The organism is Bacillus sp. SN32, assembly GCF_002837495.1.
GTDB classification, from domain to species: Bacteria; Bacillota; Bacilli; order Bacillales; family Bacillaceae; genus Bacillus; species Bacillus subtilis.
Genome location: NZ_PJCT01000003.1, coordinates 332,091 through 354,320, shown reverse-complemented (window position 1 = coordinate 354,320; position 22,230 = coordinate 332,091). Strand labels below are relative to the sequence as shown.

General features: G+C 44.9%; 23 protein-coding genes. 20 read left to right on the top strand and 3 right to left on the bottom strand.

Going from position 1 to position 22,230, the window contains the following annotated elements:
- Positions 1-30: 30 nt before the first annotated feature.
- The 3 genes from CW370_RS15345 to CW370_RS15335 all read left to right on the top strand — a co-directional run bounded on the left by CW370_RS15345 (position 31) and on the right by CW370_RS15335 (position 4,119).
- The gene (locus CW370_RS15345) at positions 31-960 is read left to right on the top strand and encodes a YegS/Rv2252/BmrU family lipid kinase (RefSeq protein ID WP_101169789.1); all 930 of its coding nucleotides are present in this window, start codon (positions 31-33) and stop codon (positions 958-960) included.
- Between the two features lie 25 nt (positions 961-985).
- Entirely contained in the window at positions 986-3,142 is a 2,157-nt protein-coding gene (gene pulA, locus CW370_RS15340; protein WP_029946244.1) for a type I pullulanase, read from the top strand.
- Between the two features lie 179 nt (positions 3,143-3,321).
- Complete coding sequence (locus tag CW370_RS15335; RefSeq protein ID WP_009967993.1) at positions 3,322-4,119, top strand: phosphotransferase family protein; 798 nt, start codon at positions 3,322-3,324, stop codon at positions 4,117-4,119.
- Here CW370_RS15335 and CW370_RS15330 read toward each other — a convergent pair whose 3' ends face one another.
- Positions 4,120-4,398, bottom strand: coding sequence for a YtzH-like family protein (locus CW370_RS15330; RefSeq protein ID WP_003237926.1), 279 nt, complete (start codon positions 4,396-4,398; stop codon positions 4,120-4,122).
- Between the two features lie 206 nt (positions 4,399-4,604).
- Here CW370_RS15330 and trmB point away from each other — a divergent pair, with 206 nt between their 5' ends.
- The 3 genes from trmB to CW370_RS15315 all read left to right on the top strand — a co-directional run bounded on the left by trmB (position 4,605) and on the right by CW370_RS15315 (position 7,944).
- Entirely contained in the window at positions 4,605-5,246 is a 642-nt protein-coding gene (gene trmB, locus CW370_RS15325; protein WP_021480321.1) for a tRNA (guanosine(46)-N7)-methyltransferase TrmB, read from the top strand.
- Between the two features lie 69 nt (positions 5,247-5,315).
- A complete protein-coding gene (locus tag CW370_RS15320) occupies positions 5,316-6,161 on the top strand; it encodes a YtnP family quorum-quenching lactonase (RefSeq protein ID WP_024572201.1) in 846 nt (281 codons plus the stop codon).
- Between the two features lie 82 nt (positions 6,162-6,243).
- Complete coding sequence (locus tag CW370_RS15315; protein ID WP_024572202.1) at positions 6,244-7,944, top strand: NAD-dependent malic enzyme; 1,701 nt, start codon at positions 6,244-6,246, stop codon at positions 7,942-7,944.
- 52 nt (positions 7,945-7,996) lie between these two features.
- Here CW370_RS15315 and CW370_RS15310 read toward each other — a convergent pair whose 3' ends face one another.
- The gene (locus CW370_RS15310; protein WP_014477682.1) at positions 7,997-8,314 is read right to left on the bottom strand and encodes a PepSY domain-containing protein; all 318 of its coding nucleotides are present in this window, start codon (positions 8,312-8,314) and stop codon (positions 7,997-7,999) included.
- Between the two features lie 158 nt (positions 8,315-8,472).
- Between CW370_RS15310 and CW370_RS15305 the strand changes: the two genes are divergently transcribed.
- Positions 8,473-9,546, top strand: coding sequence for a M42 family metallopeptidase (locus tag CW370_RS15305; RefSeq protein WP_014480574.1), 1,074 nt, complete (start codon positions 8,473-8,475; stop codon positions 9,544-9,546).
- Positions 9,547-9,600: 54 nt separating this feature from the next.
- Here CW370_RS15305 and CW370_RS15300 read toward each other — a convergent pair whose 3' ends face one another.
- Positions 9,601-10,047 carry a YtoQ family protein gene (locus CW370_RS15300; RefSeq protein ID WP_003229263.1) on the bottom strand — a complete coding sequence of 149 codons (447 nt, stop codon included), beginning with the start codon at positions 10,045-10,047 and terminating at the stop codon, positions 9,601-9,603.
- A 78-nt stretch (positions 10,048-10,125) separates the two neighbouring features.
- On the opposite strand from CW370_RS15300, the gene CW370_RS21330 reads away from it, so the two are divergent.
- The 13 genes from CW370_RS21330 (at position 10,126) to motS (ending at position 22,226) form a co-directional block, all read left to right on the top strand.
- A complete protein-coding gene (locus CW370_RS21330) occupies positions 10,126-10,242 on the top strand; it encodes a hypothetical protein (protein WP_154217724.1) in 117 nt (38 codons plus the stop codon).
- Between the two features lie 38 nt (positions 10,243-10,280).
- Entirely contained in the window at positions 10,281-10,604 is a 324-nt protein-coding gene (locus CW370_RS15295) for a thioredoxin family protein (protein ID WP_024572891.1), read from the top strand.
- A gap of 14 nt (positions 10,605-10,618) precedes the next feature.
- Positions 10,619-11,428 carry a DUF1444 domain-containing protein gene (locus CW370_RS15290; RefSeq protein ID WP_009967991.1) on the top strand — a complete coding sequence of 270 codons (810 nt, stop codon included), beginning with the start codon at positions 10,619-10,621 and terminating at the stop codon, positions 11,426-11,428.
- 15 nt (positions 11,429-11,443) lie between these two features.
- Positions 11,444-12,049, top strand: coding sequence for a YtpR family tRNA-binding protein (gene ytpR, locus CW370_RS15285; RefSeq protein ID WP_024572892.1), 606 nt, complete (start codon positions 11,444-11,446; stop codon positions 12,047-12,049).
- Between the two features lie 159 nt (positions 12,050-12,208).
- The gene (sftA, locus tag CW370_RS15280) at positions 12,209-15,067 is read left to right on the top strand and encodes a DNA translocase SftA (RefSeq protein WP_024572893.1); all 2,859 of its coding nucleotides are present in this window, start codon (positions 12,209-12,211) and stop codon (positions 15,065-15,067) included.
- A 249-nt stretch (positions 15,068-15,316) separates the two neighbouring features.
- The gene (gene murC, locus CW370_RS15275) at positions 15,317-16,615 is read left to right on the top strand and encodes a UDP-N-acetylmuramate--L-alanine ligase (RefSeq protein ID WP_003229274.1); all 1,299 of its coding nucleotides are present in this window, start codon (positions 15,317-15,319) and stop codon (positions 16,613-16,615) included.
- 161 nt (positions 16,616-16,776) lie between these two features.
- Positions 16,777-17,199: a DUF948 domain-containing protein gene (locus tag CW370_RS15270; protein ID WP_024572894.1), complete on the top strand. Its 423-nt coding sequence runs from the start codon at positions 16,777-16,779 to the stop codon at positions 17,197-17,199.
- 30 nt (positions 17,200-17,229) lie between these two features.
- A complete protein-coding gene (locus tag CW370_RS15265; protein WP_004398549.1) occupies positions 17,230-17,685 on the top strand; it encodes a YtxH domain-containing protein in 456 nt (151 codons plus the stop codon).
- Positions 17,686-17,708: 23 nt separating this feature from the next.
- On the top strand, positions 17,709-18,035 hold the full coding sequence (gene ytxJ / locus CW370_RS15260) for a bacillithiol system redox-active protein YtxJ (RefSeq protein ID WP_014480571.1): 327 nt from the start codon (positions 17,709-17,711) through the stop codon (positions 18,033-18,035).
- Positions 18,036-18,270: 235 nt separating this feature from the next.
- Complete coding sequence (locus CW370_RS15255) at positions 18,271-19,347, top strand: bifunctional 3-deoxy-7-phosphoheptulonate synthase/chorismate mutase (RefSeq protein WP_003223454.1); 1,077 nt, start codon at positions 18,271-18,273, stop codon at positions 19,345-19,347.
- Between the two features lie 275 nt (positions 19,348-19,622).
- Positions 19,623-20,627, top strand: coding sequence for a catabolite control protein A (gene ccpA, locus CW370_RS15250; RefSeq protein ID WP_017695488.1), 1,005 nt, complete (start codon positions 19,623-19,625; stop codon positions 20,625-20,627).
- A 62-nt stretch (positions 20,628-20,689) separates the two neighbouring features.
- Positions 20,690-21,508 (top strand): flagellar motor protein MotP, encoded by an 819-nt coding sequence (gene motP / locus CW370_RS15245; RefSeq protein ID WP_014477672.1) that lies wholly within the window; start codon positions 20,690-20,692, stop codon positions 21,506-21,508.
- Positions 21,498-22,226, top strand: coding sequence for a flagellar motor protein MotS (gene motS, locus CW370_RS15240; protein ID WP_003229290.1), 729 nt, complete (start codon positions 21,498-21,500; stop codon positions 22,224-22,226). The genes motP and motS overlap by 11 nt, the downstream gene beginning before the upstream one ends.
- Positions 22,227-22,230: the final 4 nt, after the last annotated feature.

Below are 22,230 nucleotides of genomic sequence, written 5' to 3'. Positions count from 1 at the left end.
GTTTTCTCATAACATAAGCAGGTGAGAAAGATGAGCCATTGGTTTTTTATTATTAATCCGACAGCAGGACATCGAAACGGCCTGCGTGTTTGGAAGTCCATTCAAAAAGAATTGATCAAACGAAAGGTTGAGCACCGTTCATTTTTAACTGAACATCCGGGACACGCGGAGGTGCTCGCCAGACAGATTTCAACGATACAGGAATATAAGCTGAAGCGCCTGATTGTCATTGGCGGAGACGGAACCATGCATGAAGTTGTCAACGGGCTGAAAGATGTTGACGATATTGAGCTGAGCTTTGTGCCGGCGGGCGCGTATAATGATTTTTCGCGAGGATTCTCTATTAAAAAAATCGATCTGATACAGGAAATCAAGAAGGTAAAGCGCCCGTTAACAAGAACCTTTCATTTAGGGAGCGTCAATTTTCTTCAGGATAAATCACAGATTCTTTATTTTATGAATCATATCGGGATCGGGTTTGACGCATATGTCAATAAAAAGGCGATGGAATTTCCGTTGAGACGGGTTTTTCTTTTTCTCCGCCTTCGATTTCTTGTGTATCCGCTTTCTCATTTGCACGCTTCGGCAACCTTTAAGCCGTTTACGTTAGCTTGTACGACGGAAGACGAGACGCGCGAATTTCATGATGTCTGGTTTGCCGCTGTATCCAACCATCCGTTTTACGGGGGAGGCATGAAGGCTGCGCCCCTAGCAAATCCGCGCGAGAAGACATTTGATATCGTAATCGTTGAAAACCAGCCGTTTTTGAAAAAATATTGGCTTTTATGTCTCATGGCATTTGGAAAACATACAAAGATGGATGGCGTTACGATGTTTAAAGCGAAGGACATTACATTTTACACGAAGGACAAAATCCCGTTCCATGCTGACGGAGAAATCATGGGCACTACCCCGTTTCGTCTGGCATCTAGTCCTTCACCCCTAAGAATCAAAACATAAACGTGTTTGGAGGAGAGAGCTTCCGATGGTCAGCATCCGCCGCAGCTTCGAAGCGTATGTCGATGACATGAATATCATTACTGTTCTGATTCCTGCTGAACAAAAGGAAATCATGACACCGCCGTTTCGGCTTGAGACAGAAATAACAGATTTTCCTCTGGCTGTCAGGGAGGAATACTCCCTTGAAGCAAAATACAAGTACGTCTGCGTATCCGACCATCCTGTGACATTTGGAAAAATCCATTGCGTCAGAGCATCCAGCGGCCACAAAACGGATCTCCAAATTGGCGCGGTCATCCGGACGGCAGCGTTTGATGACGAATTTTATTATGACGGAGAGCTGGGCACCGTTTATACCGCGGATCATACCGTATTTAAAGTATGGGCGCCTGCTGCAACCTCAGCTGCTGTCAAGCTTTCACACCCCAATAAAAGCGGGCGCACATTCCAAATGACTCGGTTGGAAAAAGGCGTCTATGCCGTTACGGTCACAGGTGACCTTCACGGATATGAGTATTTGTTTTGCATCTGCAACAATTCAGAATGGATGGAAACCGTTGACCCGTATGCCAAGGCTGTGACTGTAAATGGAGAGAAGGGCGTCGTCTTGCGCCCGGATCAAATGAAATGGACTGCTCCTCTTAAACCATTCTCACACCCTGTGGATGCCGTCATCTATGAGACGCATCTTCGTGACTTCTCCATCCATGAAAACAGCGGCATGATAAACAAGGGAAAATACTTAGCATTAACGGAAACTGATACACAAACCGCAAATGGCAGTTCTTCTGGACTGGCGTATATAAAAGAGCTCGGTGTTACACATGTGGAGCTTCTGCCGGTGAATGATTTTGCCGGAGTTGATGAAGAGAAGCCGCTTGATGCATACAATTGGGGATATAACCCGCTTCATTTCTTTGCCCCTGAGGGAAGCTATGCCTCAAACCCTCATGATCCTCAAACGAGAAAAACAGAGCTGAAACAAATGATCAATACCCTGCATCAGCACGGTCTGCGAGTCATTCTGGATGTTGTTTTTAACCATGTGTATAAGAGGGAGAATTCCCCCTTTGAAAAGACAGTGCCAGGTTATTTTTTCCGGCACGACGAATGTGGGATGCCGTCAAACGGCACCGGCGTTGGCAATGATATTGCATCAGAAAGAAGGATGGCAAGAAAATTCATTGCGGATTGCGTGGTCTATTGGCTTGAAGAATACAATGCCGACGGCTTCCGCTTTGATCTCCTCGGGATTTTAGATATTGACACCGTGCTTTATATGAAAGAGAAAGCAACTAAGGCAAAGCCCGGAATCCTGCTTTTTGGAGAAGGGTGGGATCTGTCTACACCGCTGCCGCATGAACAGAAAGCTACTTTGGCGAACGCGCCAAGAATGCCGGGCATCGGTTTTTTTAATGATATGTTTCGTGACGCTGTAAAAGGGAACACCTTTCACCTTATGGCAGCAGGGTTTGCGCTCGGCAGCAGTGAATCAGCACAAGCTGTGATGCATGGAATTGCCGGGTCTTCCGGATGGAAGGCATTAGCACCGATTGTTCCGGAACCAAGCCAGTCCATCAATTATGTCGAATCACACGACAATCACACCTTTTGGGATAAAATGAGCTTCGCGCTTCCTCAAGAAAATGACAGCCGAAAGCGAAGCAGGCAAAGGCTTGCAGCCGCGATTATTTTGCTTGCCCAAGGGGTGCCGTTTATTCACAGCGGCCAGGAATTTTTCCGGACGAAGCAGGGAGTGGAAAACAGCTATCAATCCAGTGACAGCATCAACCAGCTCGACTGGGATCGCCGTGAAACGTTCAAAGAAGATGTTCACTATATCCGCAGGCTGATCTCGCTGAGAAAAGCGCATCCTGCATTCCGTCTTAGGTCCGCTGCAGACATCCAGCGCCATCTTGAATGCTTGACGCTAAAAGAACACCTTATCGCATACAGGCTTTATGATCTTGACGAGGTTGACGAATGGAAAGATATCATTGTTATCCATCACGCGAGTCCAGACTCCGTCGAGTGGAGGCTGCCAAACGACATACCTTATCGGCTTTTATGTGATCCATCAGGATTTCAGGAAGACCCGGCAGAAATCAAGAAAACGGTTGCAGTAAACGGCATCGGAACGGTTATCTTATATTTAGCATCAGATCTTAAGAGTTTTGCTTGACGAAGTTTGTGCTATAGCGCTAAAATTTAAAGGACGGCTATTGATTAGCATATGAGACTCTCAATAGCTGTCTTTTTTATTTTTATACGATTCGTACGAAAAAGGCATTCGCTGGATAGACTAGAAACGATTAGCCTTAATTCTAAAATATTTTAAGAAATGATGGGTTGAACATTGATATGAACTGGTTGGGACAATTACTAGGTAGCGATTGGGAGATCTTCCCCGCCGGAGGAGCTACAGGAGATGCATATTATGCGAAACATAACGGGCAGCAGCTTTTTTTAAAACGTAATAGCTCACCTTTTTTAGCTGTTTTATCCGCCGAAGGCATTGTTCCGAAGCTGGTTTGGACAAAACGGATGGAAAATGGGGACGTCATTACGGCCCAGCACTGGATGACCGGCAGAGAGCTGAAGCCTAAAGACATGAGCGGACGGCCCGTTGCTGAATTGCTTCGTAAAATACACACATCAAAAGCCTTGCTGGACATGCTGAAGAGACTTGGAAAAGAACCGCTGAACCCGGGGGCTCTTTTGTCTCAGCTGAAGCAGGCTGTATTTGCTGTGCAGCAATCTTCGCCGCTGATTCAAGAAGGGATCAAGTATTTGGAAGAACACCTGCATGAAGTGCATTTCGGTGAGAAAGTCGTTTGCCATTGTGATGTCAATCATAATAACTGGCTATTGTCTGAAGACAACCAGCTGTATTTAATTGACTGGGACGGCGCCATGATCGCTGATCCGGCGATGGACCTCGGGCCTTTGCTGTACCACTACGTCGAAAAGCCAGCTTGGGAGAGCTGGCTGAGCATGTACGGCATAGAGCTGACAGAAAGCCTTCGGTTGCGAATGGCTTGGTATGTGTTATCTGAAACAATTACTTTCATTGCCTGGCATAAAGCAAAAGGCAATGACAAGGAATTTCATGATGCAATGGAAGAGCTGCATATCCTCATGAAACGAATTGTTGATTAATCAGGAATACGAATCCATTTGCTCTACCCATTGAGACAGGCTGTTCTGATGCTCTTGTATGTGTGAGTCGATGGATTTGGACGATATTCCTGATTGGCTGTAGCGGTAAACATCTTCAAGCACGTTTTTGAAATTTGAATCAAGCTCGGTGTTTGCCATCAGTGATTTAATCACACGCTCAAGCTGCTCGTACTCTGCGACTGTTCCGCAGCAGTCCAATTGATGGTCAGTCAAGATATCCTTCAATAAATGAACTTGATGCTCATAATGTAAACCCATAACGGTACACATCCCTTCAGTATCATACGGGTTAAATTGTTCAAAACAGAGCGTTTTTATACATGTGAAAGGAGTGTTCCAGCAGACGGGACCCTCTTTTTTTATGCGCTCGGCCTTAAGAGAGATACACTGGAAAAACGAGCTTGCGGGTCTTTTTAATTCATGGTATGTTGTTAGTCGAAATAATAGATAGAGGTGTCAATCATATGAGAATGCGCCACAAGCCTTGGGCTGATGACTTTTTGGCTGAAAACGCAGATATTGCCATCAGCAATCCTGCTGATTATAAAGGGAAATGGAACACAGTGTTTGGCAACGACAATCCGATCCATATCGAGGTTGGTACAGGAAAAGGCCAATTTATTTCTGGTATGGCCAAACAAAATCCCGACATCAATTATATTGGTATTGAGTTATTTAAAAGCGTCATCGTGACAGCCGTCCAAAAAGTAAAAGACAGCGAAGCGCAGAATGTAAAGCTTCTGAATATAGATGCGGACACGCTGACGGATGTGTTTGAGCCGGGGGAAGTGAAACGGGTCTACTTGAACTTTTCTGATCCTTGGCCGAAGAAACGGCATGAAAAACGCCGCCTGACATATTCCCACTTCCTCAAAAAATATGAAGAAGTAATGGGCAAAGGCGGAGCGATTCATTTTAAAACGGACAACCGAGGTTTATTTGAGTACTCTTTGAAGAGCTTCTCTGAGTACGGCCTCCTGCTGACATACGTCAGTCTCGATTTGCATAACAGCAATCTGGAAGGCAATATTATGACAGAATATGAAGAAAAATTCTCTGCACTCGGCCAGCCGATCTATCGGGCTGAGGTTGAATGGAGAACGTAAAGACAGACTCTGACAGGAGTCTGTTTTTTTTATGGGCCGTTTGCTACCATGATGACAGGGGGGATGAAAATGGAAACAATGAAAATTGGTAATATCACGTTGACCTGGCTTGACGGGGGCGTGACGCATATGGACGGAGGTGCCATGTTCGGCGTCGTTCCAAAGCCGCTTTGGTCTAAAAAATATCCAGTCAATGAAAAAAACCAGATTGAACTAAGGACAGACCCTATTTTGATTCAAAAGGATGGGCTCAATATCATCGTTGACGCCGGAATTGGGTACGGCAAGCTGACTGATAAACAAAAACGAAACTATGGCGTGACACAAGAGTCGAATGTGAAACCATCATTAGCAGCACTCGGATTAACGGTTGCCGATATAGATGTGATCGCAATGACACACCTTCATTTTGATCATGCATGCGGTTTAACGGAATATGAAGGTGAACGGCTCGTCTCTGTCTTTCCGAATGCAGTGATTTATACATCAGCTGTTGAATGGGACGAAATGCGCCATCCGAATATCAGGTCGAAAAATACGTATTGGAAAGAAAATTGGGAGGCTGTAGCTGGCCAAGTCAAAACCTTTGAAGACACCTTAACGATCACAGAGGGTATTACAATGCATCACACCGGAGGCCATAGCGACGGACACAGCGTCCTGATATGCGAGGATGCGGGTGAAACTGCCGTACATATGGCAGATCTGATGCCGACACATGCCCACCGCAATCCGCTATGGGTGCTGGCTTACGATGATTATCCGATGACCTCTATCCCGCAAAAGCAGAAATGGCAGGCGTTCGCAGCAGAAAAAGACGCTTGGTTTATTTTTTACCATGATGCCGAGTATCGCGCCCTTCAATGGGAGGAGGACGGAAGCATCAAAAAGTCAGTTAAGCGAATGAAGCAATAGCATATTTTTATGTTTACCCTGCATGTTTTCCGGCTAATAATGCAAACCTAGTACTAATTATGCTCAGAAAGGAAGAGGCAGGGTGAAACAATTCAGAGTAACAAACGAAGGAGACATTCAAACAACATTAAGAGGCCTTGAAGTGCTCTCTGTTCCTTTTTTGAACAAAGGTGTTGCTTTTACTGAGGAAGAAAGAAAAGAACTTGGTTTAAAAGGCTTTCTGCCGCCCAAGGTATTAACAATTGATGATCAGGCGAAAAGAGCGTATGAACAATATTCCGCACAGCCTGACGATTTGAGCAAAAATGTCTATTTAACGGCGCTGCACGATCGGAATGAAACGCTGTTTTACCGCCTGTTAAATGACCATTTAGGGGAAATGCTCCCGATTGTCTACACACCGACAGTCGGAACGGCAATCCAGAGATACAGCCATGAATACAGAAAACCACGAGGGCTCTATCTGTCAATCGATGACCCGGACGGTATGAAAGAAGCATTTAAACAGTATAAAGATCAAAGTGATACGATCGATTTAATTGTTGCAACTGATGCGGAAGGAATTTTAGGAATCGGTGACTGGGGCGTCGGAGGAATCGCGATTTCTATTGGCAAGCTGGCGGTTTATACAGCGGCTGCGGGCATTGATCCGAGCAGAGTGCTGGCTGTTGTTTTAGATGCGGGGACAAATCAGGAGAGCCTCTTGAACGACCCGCTTTATGTCGGCAACCAGCATTCCAGAGTGCGCGGGGAACGTTATGACCAATTTATTGAAGACTACGTTGCGCTGGCGAGAGAAACATTTCCGAATGCATTGCTGCATTGGGAGGATTTCGGGGCGAAAAACGCGCGAAGCATTTTGAAACGCTATAAAGATAAAGTGTGTACCTTCAATGATGATATCCAAGGAACTGGCGCTGTTTCTTTGGCCGCAGTCTTATCCTGTGCAAAAGCGTCTAAAGTTCCGCTGAGAGATCACAGAGTTGTTATATTCGGAGCGGGAACGGCAGGAATCGGAATTGCCGAACAGCTGCGGGAAGCATTGGTGCGCGAGGGACTGAGTGAAGAAGAATCATACAAGCGCTTCTGGTGCATAGACAGAAACGGGCTGTTAACAGATGATATGGATCAGCTTCTTGATTTCCAAAAGCCGTATGCTCGTTCGGCTGAAGAAGTGAAGGATTATCAGCGGAACGGAGACGGCGGAGGCATTGATCTTCTTGAAGTGGTCCGGCAGGCGAAACCCACGATCCTGATCGGCACATCTACGGTTTCCGGCGCTTTCACTGAAGAAATTGTAAAAGAAATGGCGTCACATGTGAAACGGCCGGCGATTTTGCCAATGTCAAATCCGACAACTCTTTCTGAAGCAAAGCCGGAGGATTTAATCGAATGGACAGAAGGCCGTGCGCTGATCACGACAGGAAGCCCGTTCCCGCCAGTTGAATATAACGGAGTTACGTATCATATCGGGCAGGCAAACAACGCGCTTGTCTTCCCTGGTCTCGGTCTTGGTACGATTGTTACCAAATCAAAATTAATTACCGACGGCATGTTTGAAGCATGTGCCCGGGCAATCGCAGGTATGGTCAATGTCGGGGTGCCTGGCGCGCCGATGCTTCCAAAAGTTGAAGATTTGCGCACTGTTTCGGCAACCGTTGCTGTTGAAGTTGCAAAAACCGCAATGAAGGAAGGCGTCGCTACGGAAGAGCCTGAAGACATTATACAGGCAGTGCAGGATGCGATGTGGTATCCGGTATACAAACCGATTCGCGCGATATAATAAAAAAGAGCCGCTGCGTGGGCAGCGGCTTCTATTTTTTGCTTGTCTGGTGTTAAGAGGCGATTGTATCAATGACATCAACAATTTCTCCCGTTTTCGCATCCACCATGACTTCATACTGTTCTAATTCTCCGAAAGCTGATCGTGTAATGCCGGTTTTGTATACCTGTACCGTTTCTCCGTTAATATTGTAAGGCTCCGGCTGGGTGTAAATCCATGATCCGTCAATCGGGCCCCGCTGCTTAAAAGCAGACTTTACAATTCGAAGCGCTTTTTCTGAAGAAATATAAGGCTTCATCACATATTGTTTCACAACGACAGCCGTACAAATTCCAAGTCCTGCACCTAAAAGAAGATGACGCAATTTCAAAATAAAGCACCTCCTGGTTGATCGTACTTTTCATTATACAGAAACAGCCAAATCCTGTTAAGCAATACGCGGCTGATCGAGCAGATTCGGTCAGGGTGCTTGGAAAACTTCATTGTTTCTAATAAAATAAAAGGACTACATAGAAATGAGGGGAAAACATGAATCAAGAAACGAAAGCGCTTTTCCAAACACTGACGCAGCTTCCCGGCGCGCCGGGCAATGAGCATCAGGTTCGTGCTTTTATGAAGCAGGAGCTAGCCAAATATGCCGATGACATCGTTCAGGACAGACTGGGAAGTGTTTTCGGAGTCAGACGAGGCGCAGAGGACGCACCGAGAATTATGGTAGCCGGGCACATGGACGAAGTCGGCTTCATGGTGACATCCATTACAGACAACGGGCTGCTCAGATTCCAGACGCTCGGAGGCTGGTGGAGCCAAGTTTTGCTTGCGCAGCGGGTTGAAATTCAAACAGATAACGGGCCGGTTCCGGGTGTAATTTCAAGCATACCGCCGCATTTATTGACAGATGCGCAGCGAAACCGTCCGATGGATATCAAGAACATGATGATCGACATTGGAGCGGATGATAAGGAAGACGCCATCAAAATCGGCATTAAACCGGGACAGCAGATCGTGCCTGTTTGTCCGTTTACGACGATGGCGAATGAAAAGAAAATTTTATCAAAAGCATGGGATAACAGATATGGATGCGGCTTAAGCATTGAACTTCTGAAGGAATTACACGGTAAAGAGCTTCCGAATACACTCTATGCGGGTGCAACGGTTCAGGAAGAAGTAGGGCTAAGGGGCGCGCAGACGGCTTCTCATATGATTAAACCGGACTTGTTTTTCGCCCTTGACGCCAGCCCGGCAAACGATATGAGCGGAGACAAAAATGAATTCGGCCAGCTTGGAAAAGGCTTTTTGCTGCGCATTCTTGACAGAACGACAGTCATGCATCGCGGAATGAGGGAATTCGTTCTTGATATGGCTGAAACGCATGATATTCCATATCAATATTTTGTATCCGGCGGGGGAACAGACGCAGGCAAGGTTCATATTTCGAACAGCGGTGTGCCGTCAGCGGTTATCGGAATATGTTCCCGCTATATTCATACAAACGCTTCTATCATTCATATTGATGATTATGCTGCTGCTAAAGAAATGCTCATCAAACTTGTAACAGCCTGCGATAAGCAGACAGTGGATGCGATTAAAGAAAATATGTAGGTTTCATAAAAGCTTGTTGAACGAGCAGTAAGCCCGGATCGACAAGCTTTTTTCTTATTCTGTTTCAAATAGATAGGAAAGGGCCTTAATGGCTTGGTTAACGGTTTCGACCGTTATATTCGCTTTATTGGAAAGCTCTTTTAAAGGATGGTGGAGCGATTCTGGCCGGATGATAATCAGGGGTTTTCCTTTTGCGATCGCATATGATGCATCCATTGCCGTGTTCCACTGTTTGTACTTTTCGCCAAACAGGGCGATCACAAAGTCTGCTTTATTCATCAGGACGGCGGTTCTGAAGTTGTTGATGTCAGAGGCTTTGTCATCCTTTAAAACGGCATTTGGCTGTACGCCCATAATTTCTTCACCAATATTGTCTGAGCGGTCGTGATTCTCCATCGGGCCAACAAACGTAATCGGGAGTTTCAGTGATTTTGTTTTCTCTTTGATTTCCTCGCGCCAATTGCTGTGGATTTCTCCTGCTAAATAGACGATAAACTCCATATTAAAATCCCTCCTTATGTATGTCCATCTGTAAATTTTACCCTCATGTACACGATGTTAAACGAAACGAGCTTGATAATGCAAATAAAATATGATAATGATAATGGGAAAGCCAATCTTACATATTCATTCGTTGCATATAAGTGGTTTTGCCTCAAGCAGTTTGGTATGATCCAATTGGACGAGTATCGATAAAAAACATGTAAGAACTTAAACAACTGGAGGGATATGAAATGAAAAAAATTGAATCAACTCAAGAGCTGGAAAAAGCGGTACAGGATGATTGGGCTGTATTTATGTTTTCTGCCGATTGGTGCCCGGATTGCCGTTTTGTAGAGCCTTTCCTGCCTGAACTGGAAGCGAATTTTCCTGAATTCACCTACTACTACGTAGACCGTGACAAATTCATTGATACATGTGCAGAGTGGGAAATTTACGGAATCCCAAGCTTTGTGGTGTTTAATGAAGGAAAAGAAGTAAATCGTTTTGTGAGCAAAGACCGCAAAACAAAAGAAGAAATTGAACAGTTTTTAACAGACTCTCTCGCTAAAGCGTAAAGGAGGACATCGGTTTGAAAATGACCTCAAGGAAGCTGTCAGATATACTGAAACAGCGCCTTCAGCACGAGAATCGCTCCTTTCTGTTTGACAGAGAAAAAGACACCCTCCGTGTTGAGGATCAAACGACTAAAAAAGGGATTACGCTCGATTTGCCGCCGATTATTGCAAAATGGGAACTGAAAAAAGACGAAGCCATTGATGAGATCGTGTACTATGTCTCCGAAGCGATGACGGCAATGGAAGGGAAGGCTCAGGAAATGACCGGGAAAGAAACTCGCATTTATCCGGTCATCCGCTCGACTTCCTTCCCGGACAAGTCCAGCGAAGATATCCCGCTCATTTATGACGATCATACCGCAGAGACAAGAATTTATTACGCGCTAGATCTCGGGAAAACCTACCGTTTAATTGACCAGCGCATGCTTGAGAAAGAAAACTGGACAAAAGAGCGGATCAGAGAGACGGCCGCATTTAATCTCCGTTCTCTGCCGACGGTTGTCAAAGAGGATACGGTTGCCGGCAATTACTTTTATTTCTTCAGGGCAAACGACGGATACGACGCAAGCCGGATATTGAACGAAGCGATCTTAAATGAATATAAGCAGCATGCAGAAGGTGAGCTGGCGATCTCTGTTCCTCATCAGGACGTTTTGATTCTTGCTGACATCCGAAATGAATCGGGGTATGATATTCTAGGACAAATGTCGATGAGCTTCTTTGCAGGCGGCACCGTCCCGATTACCGCCCTATCATTTTTGTACAATGAAGGAAAGCTGGAACCGGTGTTTATCCTGGCGAAAAGCCGTCCGAAAAAGGATTAGAAAGGATTTTTACTTATGAACGCTTTTTATAATAAAGAAGGTGTGGGAGACACGCTCCTGATCTCTCTTCAAGATGTGACACGCGAACAATTAGGCTATGAAAAACACGGCGATGTCGTCAAAATTTTCGATAACGAAACAAAAGAAACAACGGGCTTCAACATTTTCAATGCGTCTTCTTACTTGACCATTGATGAAAACGGCCCTGTTGCGCTCTCAGAAACATTCGTGCAAGATGTGAATGAGATTTTAAACAGAAACGGCGTTGAAGAAACATTAGTCGTTGATTTATCTCCGAAGTTTGTTGTGGGTTATGTAGAATCAAAAGAAAAACATCCGAATGCGGATAAATTAAGCGTATGTAAAGTCAACGTAGGAGAAGAAACGCTTCAGATCGTCTGCGGCGCGCCTAACGTTGACCAAGGCCAAAAAGTTGTCGTTGCCAAAGTCGGTGCTGTGATGCCTAGCGGACTTGTCATTAAGGATGCAGAGCTTCGTGGCGTTCCGTCAAGCGGGATGATCTGCTCAGCGAAAGAGCTTGATTTGCCGGATGCCCCTGCTGAAAAAGGAATCCTTGTGTTAGAAGGAGACTATGAGGCGGGAGACGCATTTCAGTTTTAGACTCCCATAAATCCGCCAAAAAAAACGAATCATGTGAAAAGCCGCTAAGCCCTTGTTTAGCGGCTTTGTTTCTGCTGATAGCTTAATCTTTTCTGGGCCGACCAGCAGTGGTATACTAAAAACCGTCCCAGAAAACTATAAGGGAGTTAGAGATAAATTATGAGTTGGCTTCATAAATTTTTTGATTTGTTTTTAGGCGAAAGCGAAGAGGATGCTGAACGGGAGACAAAACCCGCTCAAATTCCGCAGCAACAAGAAGTACATCATCCTGAAGGACAATTAAAAAGATTGGAAGATCCTAAAATATATTATGAATATCCAAAAGGCAAATTCCGTTTTCCAGTCGTGCCTGACGGATACAAAAATCATGACCTGAGAAGGCGCCGCACACCATCGGACGAACCGAAATCCGCGCCTCGTCCAAGTGCTGCACCTTACAGAGAGCGTCCCAGAAATGAAGAAGAGCAGCATACATATCAAGCAGCAGAGCCGGCGAAGAAACCGTTTAAACCGACAAATATCCCTTCGCCTGTCTATGGATTCAATCAAAAACCATCTGTTAAAAAGGATGTGCCGAAAAAGCCTTCTGAAACATTGAACGAACCGGATAAATCGGTAAAAGAGAAGGTAACACTGCTGTCAGAAGAGATCGAACGTGAACGCGGCTATCCTGCTTCAGACACACAGGCGCATTCCAAAAAAGAAAGTCCTTTCTTCCCGGATACCCAATTTGAAAAACAGCCTTCTGGCGTTTTAAACAGAAAGGATACGGAGCATGATGAGGCGCTGGCGAAACGGCCAGCCGAGCCGTCAGGTAACAAAGTGCCATTTGAGTCAGGCGTTCAACAGCCGGAAAAAGAGGAGCCTTTCTTCCCAGCTGAACAAGCCGAAGAGCAAACACCGCCTGAGATGCTCACAGATACGGCGGCTGATGGGCTTTCAGACAGTGAAGTAGGCCGCGAAGAGTCTGCAACGGCTGAGGAAGAACAAAGGGAGCAGCAGTCAGAGAAATTTGAAGAGCCTGTTTTCTCCGCTGAACTTGATGAAGAGCAAACAGCTCCTGAATCTCAGACAGAGGCAGTATCTGAGGATGAAAAAGCAAAAGAGCCGTCAGACAGCCCAGTATACAATCATCATGAAAACGCGGAAGAAGGTGCTGAGTCCCCGTTCGTTCAAGAAGAACAAATGGACATTCGTCAGGAAGAGCCTTTATTTACTGATCATGAGTATTCATCAGAGGCTCTGGCTCAAGCAGAAACTGTGGCAAAAGAATCAGAAGAGCCATCAGACAGCATAATAAATAATCATTATGACATCCTGGGAGAGGCTCAGGAAACGAAGATAGATGTTCAGCCAGACAGCCATACAGATCTTGGGAAAACTGAACACATGGAGCAGGGTTCCAAATCGTTTTCTGCAACTCTTGAAAATCGGCAGGAAATTCGCGCAGACAAACCTCGCGAAGCTTCAGAAGAGCCGAAAAAAAGGCCTGGTGTACAGGAGAAAAGGACCGAACAAAGCGCATCTTCTCAAAAAGGGCCATCCGTTCCTTTTAATGTGATGATGCTGAAAAGAGATACGCATAAACAGCAAAAAGCAGAGGAGCGCCGCGGCAGCTATGTATTTCCGAATGTTGCACTGCTTGATGTCCCGCCAGCGCAGGTTCAAGATGATACTGCGTGGATCGAAGAACAGCGTCAGCTTCTTGATTTAACCTTGAAAAACTTCAATGTCCGCGCCAATGTGGTCCATGTAACCCAGGGTCCGTCTGTCACGAGATTTGAAGTGCATCCTGAACCAGGTGTAAAGGTGAATAAAATCACCAACTTGTCCGATGATATTAAACTCAGTCTCTCAGCTAAAGATATTCGGATTGAAGCGCCGATTCCGGGGAAAAACACGATCGGAATTGAAGTGCCGAACCGCACGAGCAAGGTGGTTGATTTGCGCCAAATGATTCGCAGCTCAGCTTTCAGGACAAGCAAGTCACCGCTCACAGCTGCGCTGGGATTAGATATTTCAGGAAATCCTGTTGTTATCGACTTGAAGAAAATGCCGCATGGCTTGATTGCCGGCGCTACAGGCTCCGGAAAAAGCGTATGCATCAATACAATATTAGTCAGCCTGCTTTATAAAGCTGACCCGAGTGAGGTAAAGGTGCTGCTGATTGATCCGAAAATGGTAGAGCTGGCCCCTTACAATAAAATTCCTCACCTCGTCAGCCCGGTCATTACTGATGCTAAAGCGGCTACAGCTGCTTTGAAATGGGTCGTTGAGGAAATGGAGCGCCGCTATGAGCTTTTTGCCCATTCAGGTGTCCGCGACATTGACCGCTTTAATCAATTAACCGCTGAACACCAAATGGGTGAAAAGCTGCCATATTTAGTTGTCATTATTGATGAGCTTGCAGATTTGATGATGGTGGCTCCAAACGATGTGGAAGAAAGCATTGCGCGGATCGCCCAAAAAGCCAGAGCGTGCGGTATCCATCTTCTCGTCGCAACTCAGCGTCCGTCAGTCGATGTCATTACAGGTCTGATTAAGGCGAATATCCCAACGAGAATCGCCTTTTCTGTTTCAAGCCAGGTTGATTCCCGAACAATTATTGACATAGCCGGTGCAGAAAAGCTTCTCGGAAAAGGGGATATGCTCTTTTTGGAAAACGGATCGGGAAAACCGGTTCGTCTGCAAGGTAACTTTGTGTCAGACCGGGAAATCGACCGCGTCGTTTCCCACGTCAGAAGCCAAATGCCGCCGACCTATTTATTTGAACAAGAAGAGCTCGTAAGACAAGGATCAGCCCTGAAAGAAGAGGACGAACTGTTTTACGAAGCGTGTGAGTTTGTTGTAGAGCAAAACAGTGCGAGCACTTCAAGCCTGCAAAGAAGATTCAGAATCGGTTACAATCGTGCGGCAAGGCTGATCGACATGATGGAAGCGGAAGGCATGATCTCTGAGGCAAAAGGAAGCAAGCCTCGGGAGGTGCTGATCACAGCAAGTGATTTAATAAACGAATAATATGGGTTCATTTTCACACCAAACATGGTATGATAGTGTTTAGAGCATTTAACAGCTATGCCGCTTTACAGCAGCTGTGCATAGACAAATCTTGATATCTGGGTTTAATCGGAAAGAAATAACCTGATACTAAACATAACAAAACATATAAAATACGCCGCTAAGGGAGGCTTTTCAGCCGCCGCGGTCGCAAATTGAAATGAGCGTCATATACTGGGGAACAGATAGACGTTTGTTGGAGGTACAATTATGACTGTTTATCATTTTGTTGGAATAAAAGGGACCGGTATGAGTCCGCTTGCCCAAATACTTCATGATAATGGATATACTGTCCAAGGATCGGATATCGAAAAATTTATTTTTACGCAAACAGCGCTTGAAAAAAGAAATATTACGATTCTTCCTTTTAGCGCGGAAAATATTAAACCCGGCATGACAGTCATCGCCGGAAACGCATTCCCAGACACGCATCCTGAAATAGAAAAAGCGATGTCTGAGGGAATTCCGGTGATACGTTATCATAAGTTTTTAGGCGACTACATGAAAAAATTCACGAGTGTTGCCGTTACGGGCGCACACGGCAAAACGTCGACTACGGGTCTGCTGGCTCACGTGATCCAAAACGCAAAACCGACGTCTTTCTTAATCGGAGACGGAACAGGCCAGGGAAATGAAAACAGCGAATACTTTGTGTTTGAAGCGTGCGAATACCGCCGCCATTTCTTAAGCTATCAGCCAGATTACGCGATTATGACGAATATTGATTTTGATCACCCTGATTACTTCTCAAGCATTGACGATGTATTTGACGCTTTCCAAGAGATGGCTCTTCAAGTCAACAAAGGCATTATTGCCTGCGGAGACGATGAGCATCTGCCGAAAATCCATGCGAACGTCCCGGTTGTGTATTACGGCACGGGGGAAGAAAATGATTTTCAAGCCAGAAACATCGTAAAAAGCACGGAAGGGACAACTTTTGATGTCTTTGTCCGCAATACGTTCTATGATACGTTTTATATTCCTGCGTACGGCCACCACAATGTATTAAACTCATTGGCGGTCATTGCGTTATGCCATTATGAAGAAATTGATTCCAGCATCATTAAGCATGCTCTCAAATCCTTTGGGGGCGTCAAACGCAGATTCAATGAGAAGCAGCTTGGGGATCAAGTGCTGATCGATGACTATGCTCATCATCCGACAGAAATAAAAGTGACAATTGAGGCGGCAAGACAGAAATATCCTGATCGGGAAATTGTCGCGGTATTCCAGCCTCATACATTTACACGGACGCAGCAGTTCCTTGACGAATTTGCAGAAAGCCTGAGCGGCGCTGACTGTGTGTATTTATGCGATATTTTCGGCTCAGCCCGTGAGAATGCCGGAAAGCTGACGATCGGCGATCTCCAGGGAAAAATTCATAATGCCAAGCTGATTGAAGAAGATGACACATCTGTTTTAAAAGCTCATGATAAAGCCGTTCTCATCTTCATGGGAGCAGGAGATATCCAAAAATATATGAGAGCCTACGAAAACGTCATGGCATAATAAAAAGCAGTGATCTCACTGCTTTTTATTTATCTGATGGAAAAGCTTATTAAAGGATTTTCTTACATAACGGAGAATAGTATGTATACAGCCCAGTACACATGTTTATGATTGAAGAAAACGGGTAAACAGCAGTATATCCTGCAGCAAGGAGGTTTGAGATGATTATTATTCTTTATTTGAGCGTTGCACTCATCGCAGTTGCATTTCTCGTATTAGTGATCTACTTGTCTAAAACATTGAAGTCACTGCAGCTGACACTAAAAAACGTCGCATCCACTCTTGAAGGGCTGGAGGGACAAATGAAGGGCATCACAACTGAAACAGCCGAGCTTTTACATAAGACCAACCGCCTGGCTGAAGATATTCAGGAAAAATCAGAAAAGCTGAATACGGTCGTTCATGCTGTTCAAGGAGTGGGAACTTCTGTACAGCAGTTCAATACATCCATGAAACAAGCGGCAGGGTCTGTATCGGCATCAGTTAGAGAAAATCAAGATAAGATCAATCAAGTTGTCACATGGAGTCAAGCAGCAATGGAAATTTGGGAGAAATGGAAGCAAAAGAAAAAATCAGCCCTATAAGAGAAAAAAATACTAAGAGGAGGAATAATGATGAGCAAAGATGGAATTAATAGTAAAGATTTTTTAATCGGAACTTTAATCGGGGGAATCATCGGTGCCACTACAGCTCTTTTTCTAGCGCCTAAATCAGGCAAAGAACTTCGCGACGATCTTGGCAGCCAAGCTGTTGCTTTACGGGACAAAACTGATAAAATGACGGCAGATGCGAAGGAAAAAGGCACGCAATATGTCAGCATCGCAAAAGACAAAACTTCCAACATCACACAGCTTGTAGCGGATCAGTCTGGGCAGATCATGAACAAGGTAAAGGATTTAAGAGACCGTTCCAAATCTGACAAAACGGATTCATCGACTGCAATGCAAGATATGAGGGAAGAAGCGATGCAGGCAGCCGATGAAACAAAAGATCAAGTCCTCCAGACGAAAGAAGATGTAAAAGACGAACTGAAAGATGCACAAAAACAGGCTGAGCAGTTGAATCGCTGAGCAGGGAAGGAAGAGCTTGAGTCATGGCTAAACAGCTTATTCAATCTGAGGAAGAATTTAAACGGATTGCAGAACAGGAAGGCGCTTTCGTCTTCTTTAAACACAGCACCACATGCCCGATCAGCCAGGCAGCATTTCATGAGTTTGATGCCTTTGCAAATCAGCATGAGGATGTGCCGGCTTACTATCTTCAAGTACAAGAAGCCCGGCCGCTGTCCAATTTCATTGCAGAAACATACGGGGTCAAGCATGAAAGCCCTCAGATATTCATCATCCAGAACGGTGAAGTGAAATGGCATACCTCACATTCACAAATTACAGAAGCCGCTATTGAGCAGCATTTGTCATAGAAAAAAGCGTCCAGATATCATCTGGCGCTTTTTTTTGTAAAAAACCCTTGAACATTGCCCTCACATCATGTAGGATAGCTTCATAGATTACTTTATCACTTAAAAGCGTTTGGGTAATAAAGTAGAGTTTTTATAAAATTTTTTGTATTTCAGTATTTCCATTTGGAATTACTTATAGTAAGATGCATGATAACTACAAAATAAAAAATGAATGTGCAGGGAAAGGATGAAAAAAATGAGCAACACAGAGTTAGAGCTTTTAAGGCAGAAAGCAGACGAATTAAACCTACAAATTTTAAAACTAATCAACGAACGCGGAAATGTTGTAAAAGAGATCGGTAAAGCGAAGGAAGCACAGGGTGTCAACCGATTTGACCCTGTCAGAGAACGCACAATGTTAAACAATATCATTGAAAACAATGACGGGCCGTTCGAAAATTCAACCATCCAGCACATTTTTAAAGAGATATTCAAAGCCGGTTTAGAGCTTCAGGAAGAAGATCACAGCAAAGCGCTGCTTGTCTCCCGCAAGAAAAAACCTGAAGATACAATTGTTGATATCAAAGGCGAAAAAATCGGAGACGGCCAGCAAAGATTCATTGTCGGCCCATGTGCGGTAGAGAGCTATGAGCAGGTAGCTGAAGTCGCTGCAGCTGCGAAAAAACAAGGGATTAAAATTTTGCGCGGTGGAGCCTTTAAGCCTCGTACGAGCCCATACGATTTCCAAGGGCTTGGTGTTGAAGGCCTTCAAATTTTAAAACGTGTAGCGGATGAATTTGATCTGGCGGTTATCAGTGAAATCGTAACTCCGGCTCATATCGAAGAAGCGCTGGACTACATTGATGTCATTCAAATCGGAGCGCGCAACATGCAAAACTTCGAATTGCTGAAAGCGGCCGGCGCAGTGAAAAAGCCAGTGCTTCTGAAGCGCGGTCTTGCTGCAACGATCTCTGAATTCATCAATGCTGCTGAATACATCATGTCACAAGGAAATGACCAAATTATCCTTTGTGAGCGCGGAATCAGAACATATGAAACAGCAACGAGAAACACGCTGGATATTTCAGCTGTGCCGATTTTGAAACAAGAAACGCATTTGCCAGTCTTTGTTGATGTTACGCATTCAACAGGCCGCCGTGACCTCTTGCTTCCGACAGCTAAAGCCGCTTTAGCGATCGGTGCAGACGGCGTAATGGCTGAGGTTCACCCTGATCCGTCAGTCGCACTTTCTGACTCTGCTCAGCAAATGGCGATTCCTGAATTCGAAAAATGGCTGAATGAACTGAAGCCAATGGTGAAAGTCAACGCTTAATTGAACAATCCAAAAGGCCGCGCCTGCGGCCTTTTTTTATGCTTTCTCGTTTATTTAGTTATAAAAACCAAGTATACGTTTTCATCATCTATAAAAACGTGTATAATTTCATGAGAAGTAATTAAATTTGATGAATAATGAAAAATAATGTACACTACTGACTTACGCTTACAAATCATAAACGACATAAATTCGGACATTATGACATTTCTCTACATAAAGTGTTTATGCTATAGATAAGGATAAGTGTATCCAGTAAAAGGAGTGGTTTTAGGATGAGCAATATTACGATCTACGATGTAGCGAGAGAAGCTAATGTAAGCATGGCAACCGTTTCCCGTGTCGTGAACGGCAACCCGAATGTAAAACCGACAACGAGGAAAAAAGTCTTGGAAGCCATTGAACGTCTCGGTTACCGTCCAAACGCGGTGGCAAGAGGACTGGCAAGTAAAAAAACAACAACTGTAGGTGTCATCATTCCCGATATCTCAAGCATTTTCTATTCAGAGCTTGCACGCGGAATTGAAGATATCGCGACAATGTATAAATACAATATTATTTTGAGCAACTCTGACCAAAACATGGAGAAAGAGCTGCACTTGTTAAACACAATGCTCGGCAAACAAGTGGACGGCATCGTGTTTATGGGCGGAAACATTACGGACGAGCATGTGGCGGAATTTAAGCGTTCCCCAGTGCCGATTGTACTTGCCGCTTCTGTAGAAGAGCAGGAGGAAACACCGTCAGTCGCTATCGATTACGAACAGGCGATTTATGATGCTGTGAAGCTTTTGGTTGATAAAGGACACACAGACATCGCGTTCGTTTCCGGACCAATGACAGAACCGATCAACCGTTCGAAAAAACTCCAAGGCTACAAACGTGCGCTTGAAGAAGCGAACCTTCCGTTTAATGAACAATTTGTAGCTGAAGGGGATTACACATATGATTCCGGACTCGAAGCACTGCAGCATCTGATGAGCCTGGATAAAAAACCGACAGCCATTCTTTCTGCAACTGATGAAATGGCACTCGGCATTATCCATGCCGCTCAGGATCAGGGCTTATCCATTCCGGAGGATCTCGACATTATCGGCTTTGATAATACAAGATTAAGTCTCATGGTTCGTCCGCAGCTGTCAACAGTTGTTCAGCCGACATACGATATTGGCGCCGTTGCGATGAGATTGCTGACGAAGCTCATGAATAAAGAGCCGGTTGAAGAGCATATCGTCGAACTGCCGCACCGTATCGAGCTAAGAAAGTCAACCAAGTCATAAGAAAAACAAAGAGCAAGCTTCACCTTTATGGTGAATTCTTGCTTTTTTCATGGGGAGAAATGATGAAACGTTTTGATTATCTTACACCTGTTGGATTTGTGTTAGGAACGATTATTATTGTTATCGGGATTATTTCGGGATCGGGAGTAAGCGGTTTCCGCTCTTTTCTTGATCTGACCTCTTTCTTTATCGTAACAGGGGGACTTTGCGCCGCTGTTTTTATCAGTTTTCCGCCAAGAGAGCTGAAAAAAGCGCCCTCTGTGTTAAAGCAGGCATTCATCCGCCAGGAAGACAATGTGAAAGATCTTGTGAAAACCTTTGTCTCCCTTTCCGATCACGCGCGAAAACACGGGCTTTTATCATTGGATGATCAGGCTCGGGAAATCAAAGATCCATTCTTGAAAAAAGGGCTGCTTTTAGCAATTGACGGCTGGGATGAAGAAACGATTCGGCTCGTCATGGATTCAGAAATCGCAGCAATGGAGGAACGGCACCGAAAAGGGCGGCGTGTTTTTGAAAAAGCGGGAGAATTCGCTCCGGCGTGGGGAATGATCGGAACACTCGTCGGGCTTGTGCTGATGCTCAAAAACTTAAATGACCCGCATATGCTTGGACCAAACATGGCCATTGCGCTTCTGACGACTTTATATGGTTCATTACTGGCAAATATGGTCTTCAACCCGATCGCGGCTAAGCTTGAAGAGAAAACAGAAAGTGAAATTTTCATCAAGCAGGTAATGGTGGAAGGGATTATCGGTGTTCAATCCGGAAAAAACCCGCGCAACCTTGAAAGCCAGCTGGTCGTTTTCAGCTCACGGGAAGAATGGCAGAAGCAGCCAAAACAAGTAAAAACAAAAAAGGGATCTGTACATGAAGCTTAGAAGAGAACGTTTTGAAAGAAGGAATGGAAGCGGAAAAAACAGTCAATCTTCATCCAGCTGGATGGTAACCTTTACAGATCTGATCACCTTGATCCTTGTGTTCTTTATTTTACTCTTTTCGATGTCCCAAATCGATCTGCAAAAATTTAAAGCAGCAGTGGACTCGATCCAGAAGGAAGGCAACGGGCTTCAGCCGGACCAAACATCCATAGAAAAAAAGAATACATCCCCATCTGATACGAAGAAGCAAGAGGATCAGCAGGATCAGCTTCTAAAGAAAGTAAATACATATATAAAAGACAATCATTTGAAGGCCCAAATGACAGCCAAACGGGATGAACGCGGTGTCGTGCTCGTTCTTCAGGAGGCTGTGCTGTTTGATACAGGTGAGGCAAAGGTGCTGAAAAATGCCGAAACACTTCTTCACCAAATTGCCGTTCTTCTTCAAACCATTCCAAATGACATTCAGGTGGAGGGGCATACAGACAGCCGAAACATTTCGACATACCGATACCCGTCGAACTGGGAGCTATCAGCAGCACGGGCGAGTGGAGTTATTCAATACTTCACGTCTAAAGAGAAGCTTCCCTCCAAGCGCTTTATTGCTGTCGGTTATGCGGATACAAAGCCGGTAAAGGATAACAAGACAAATGAACACATGAAGGAAAATCGGCGTGTGGAAATAGTGATCAAAAAATCAAAAACGACCTCTTCGTAAAGGT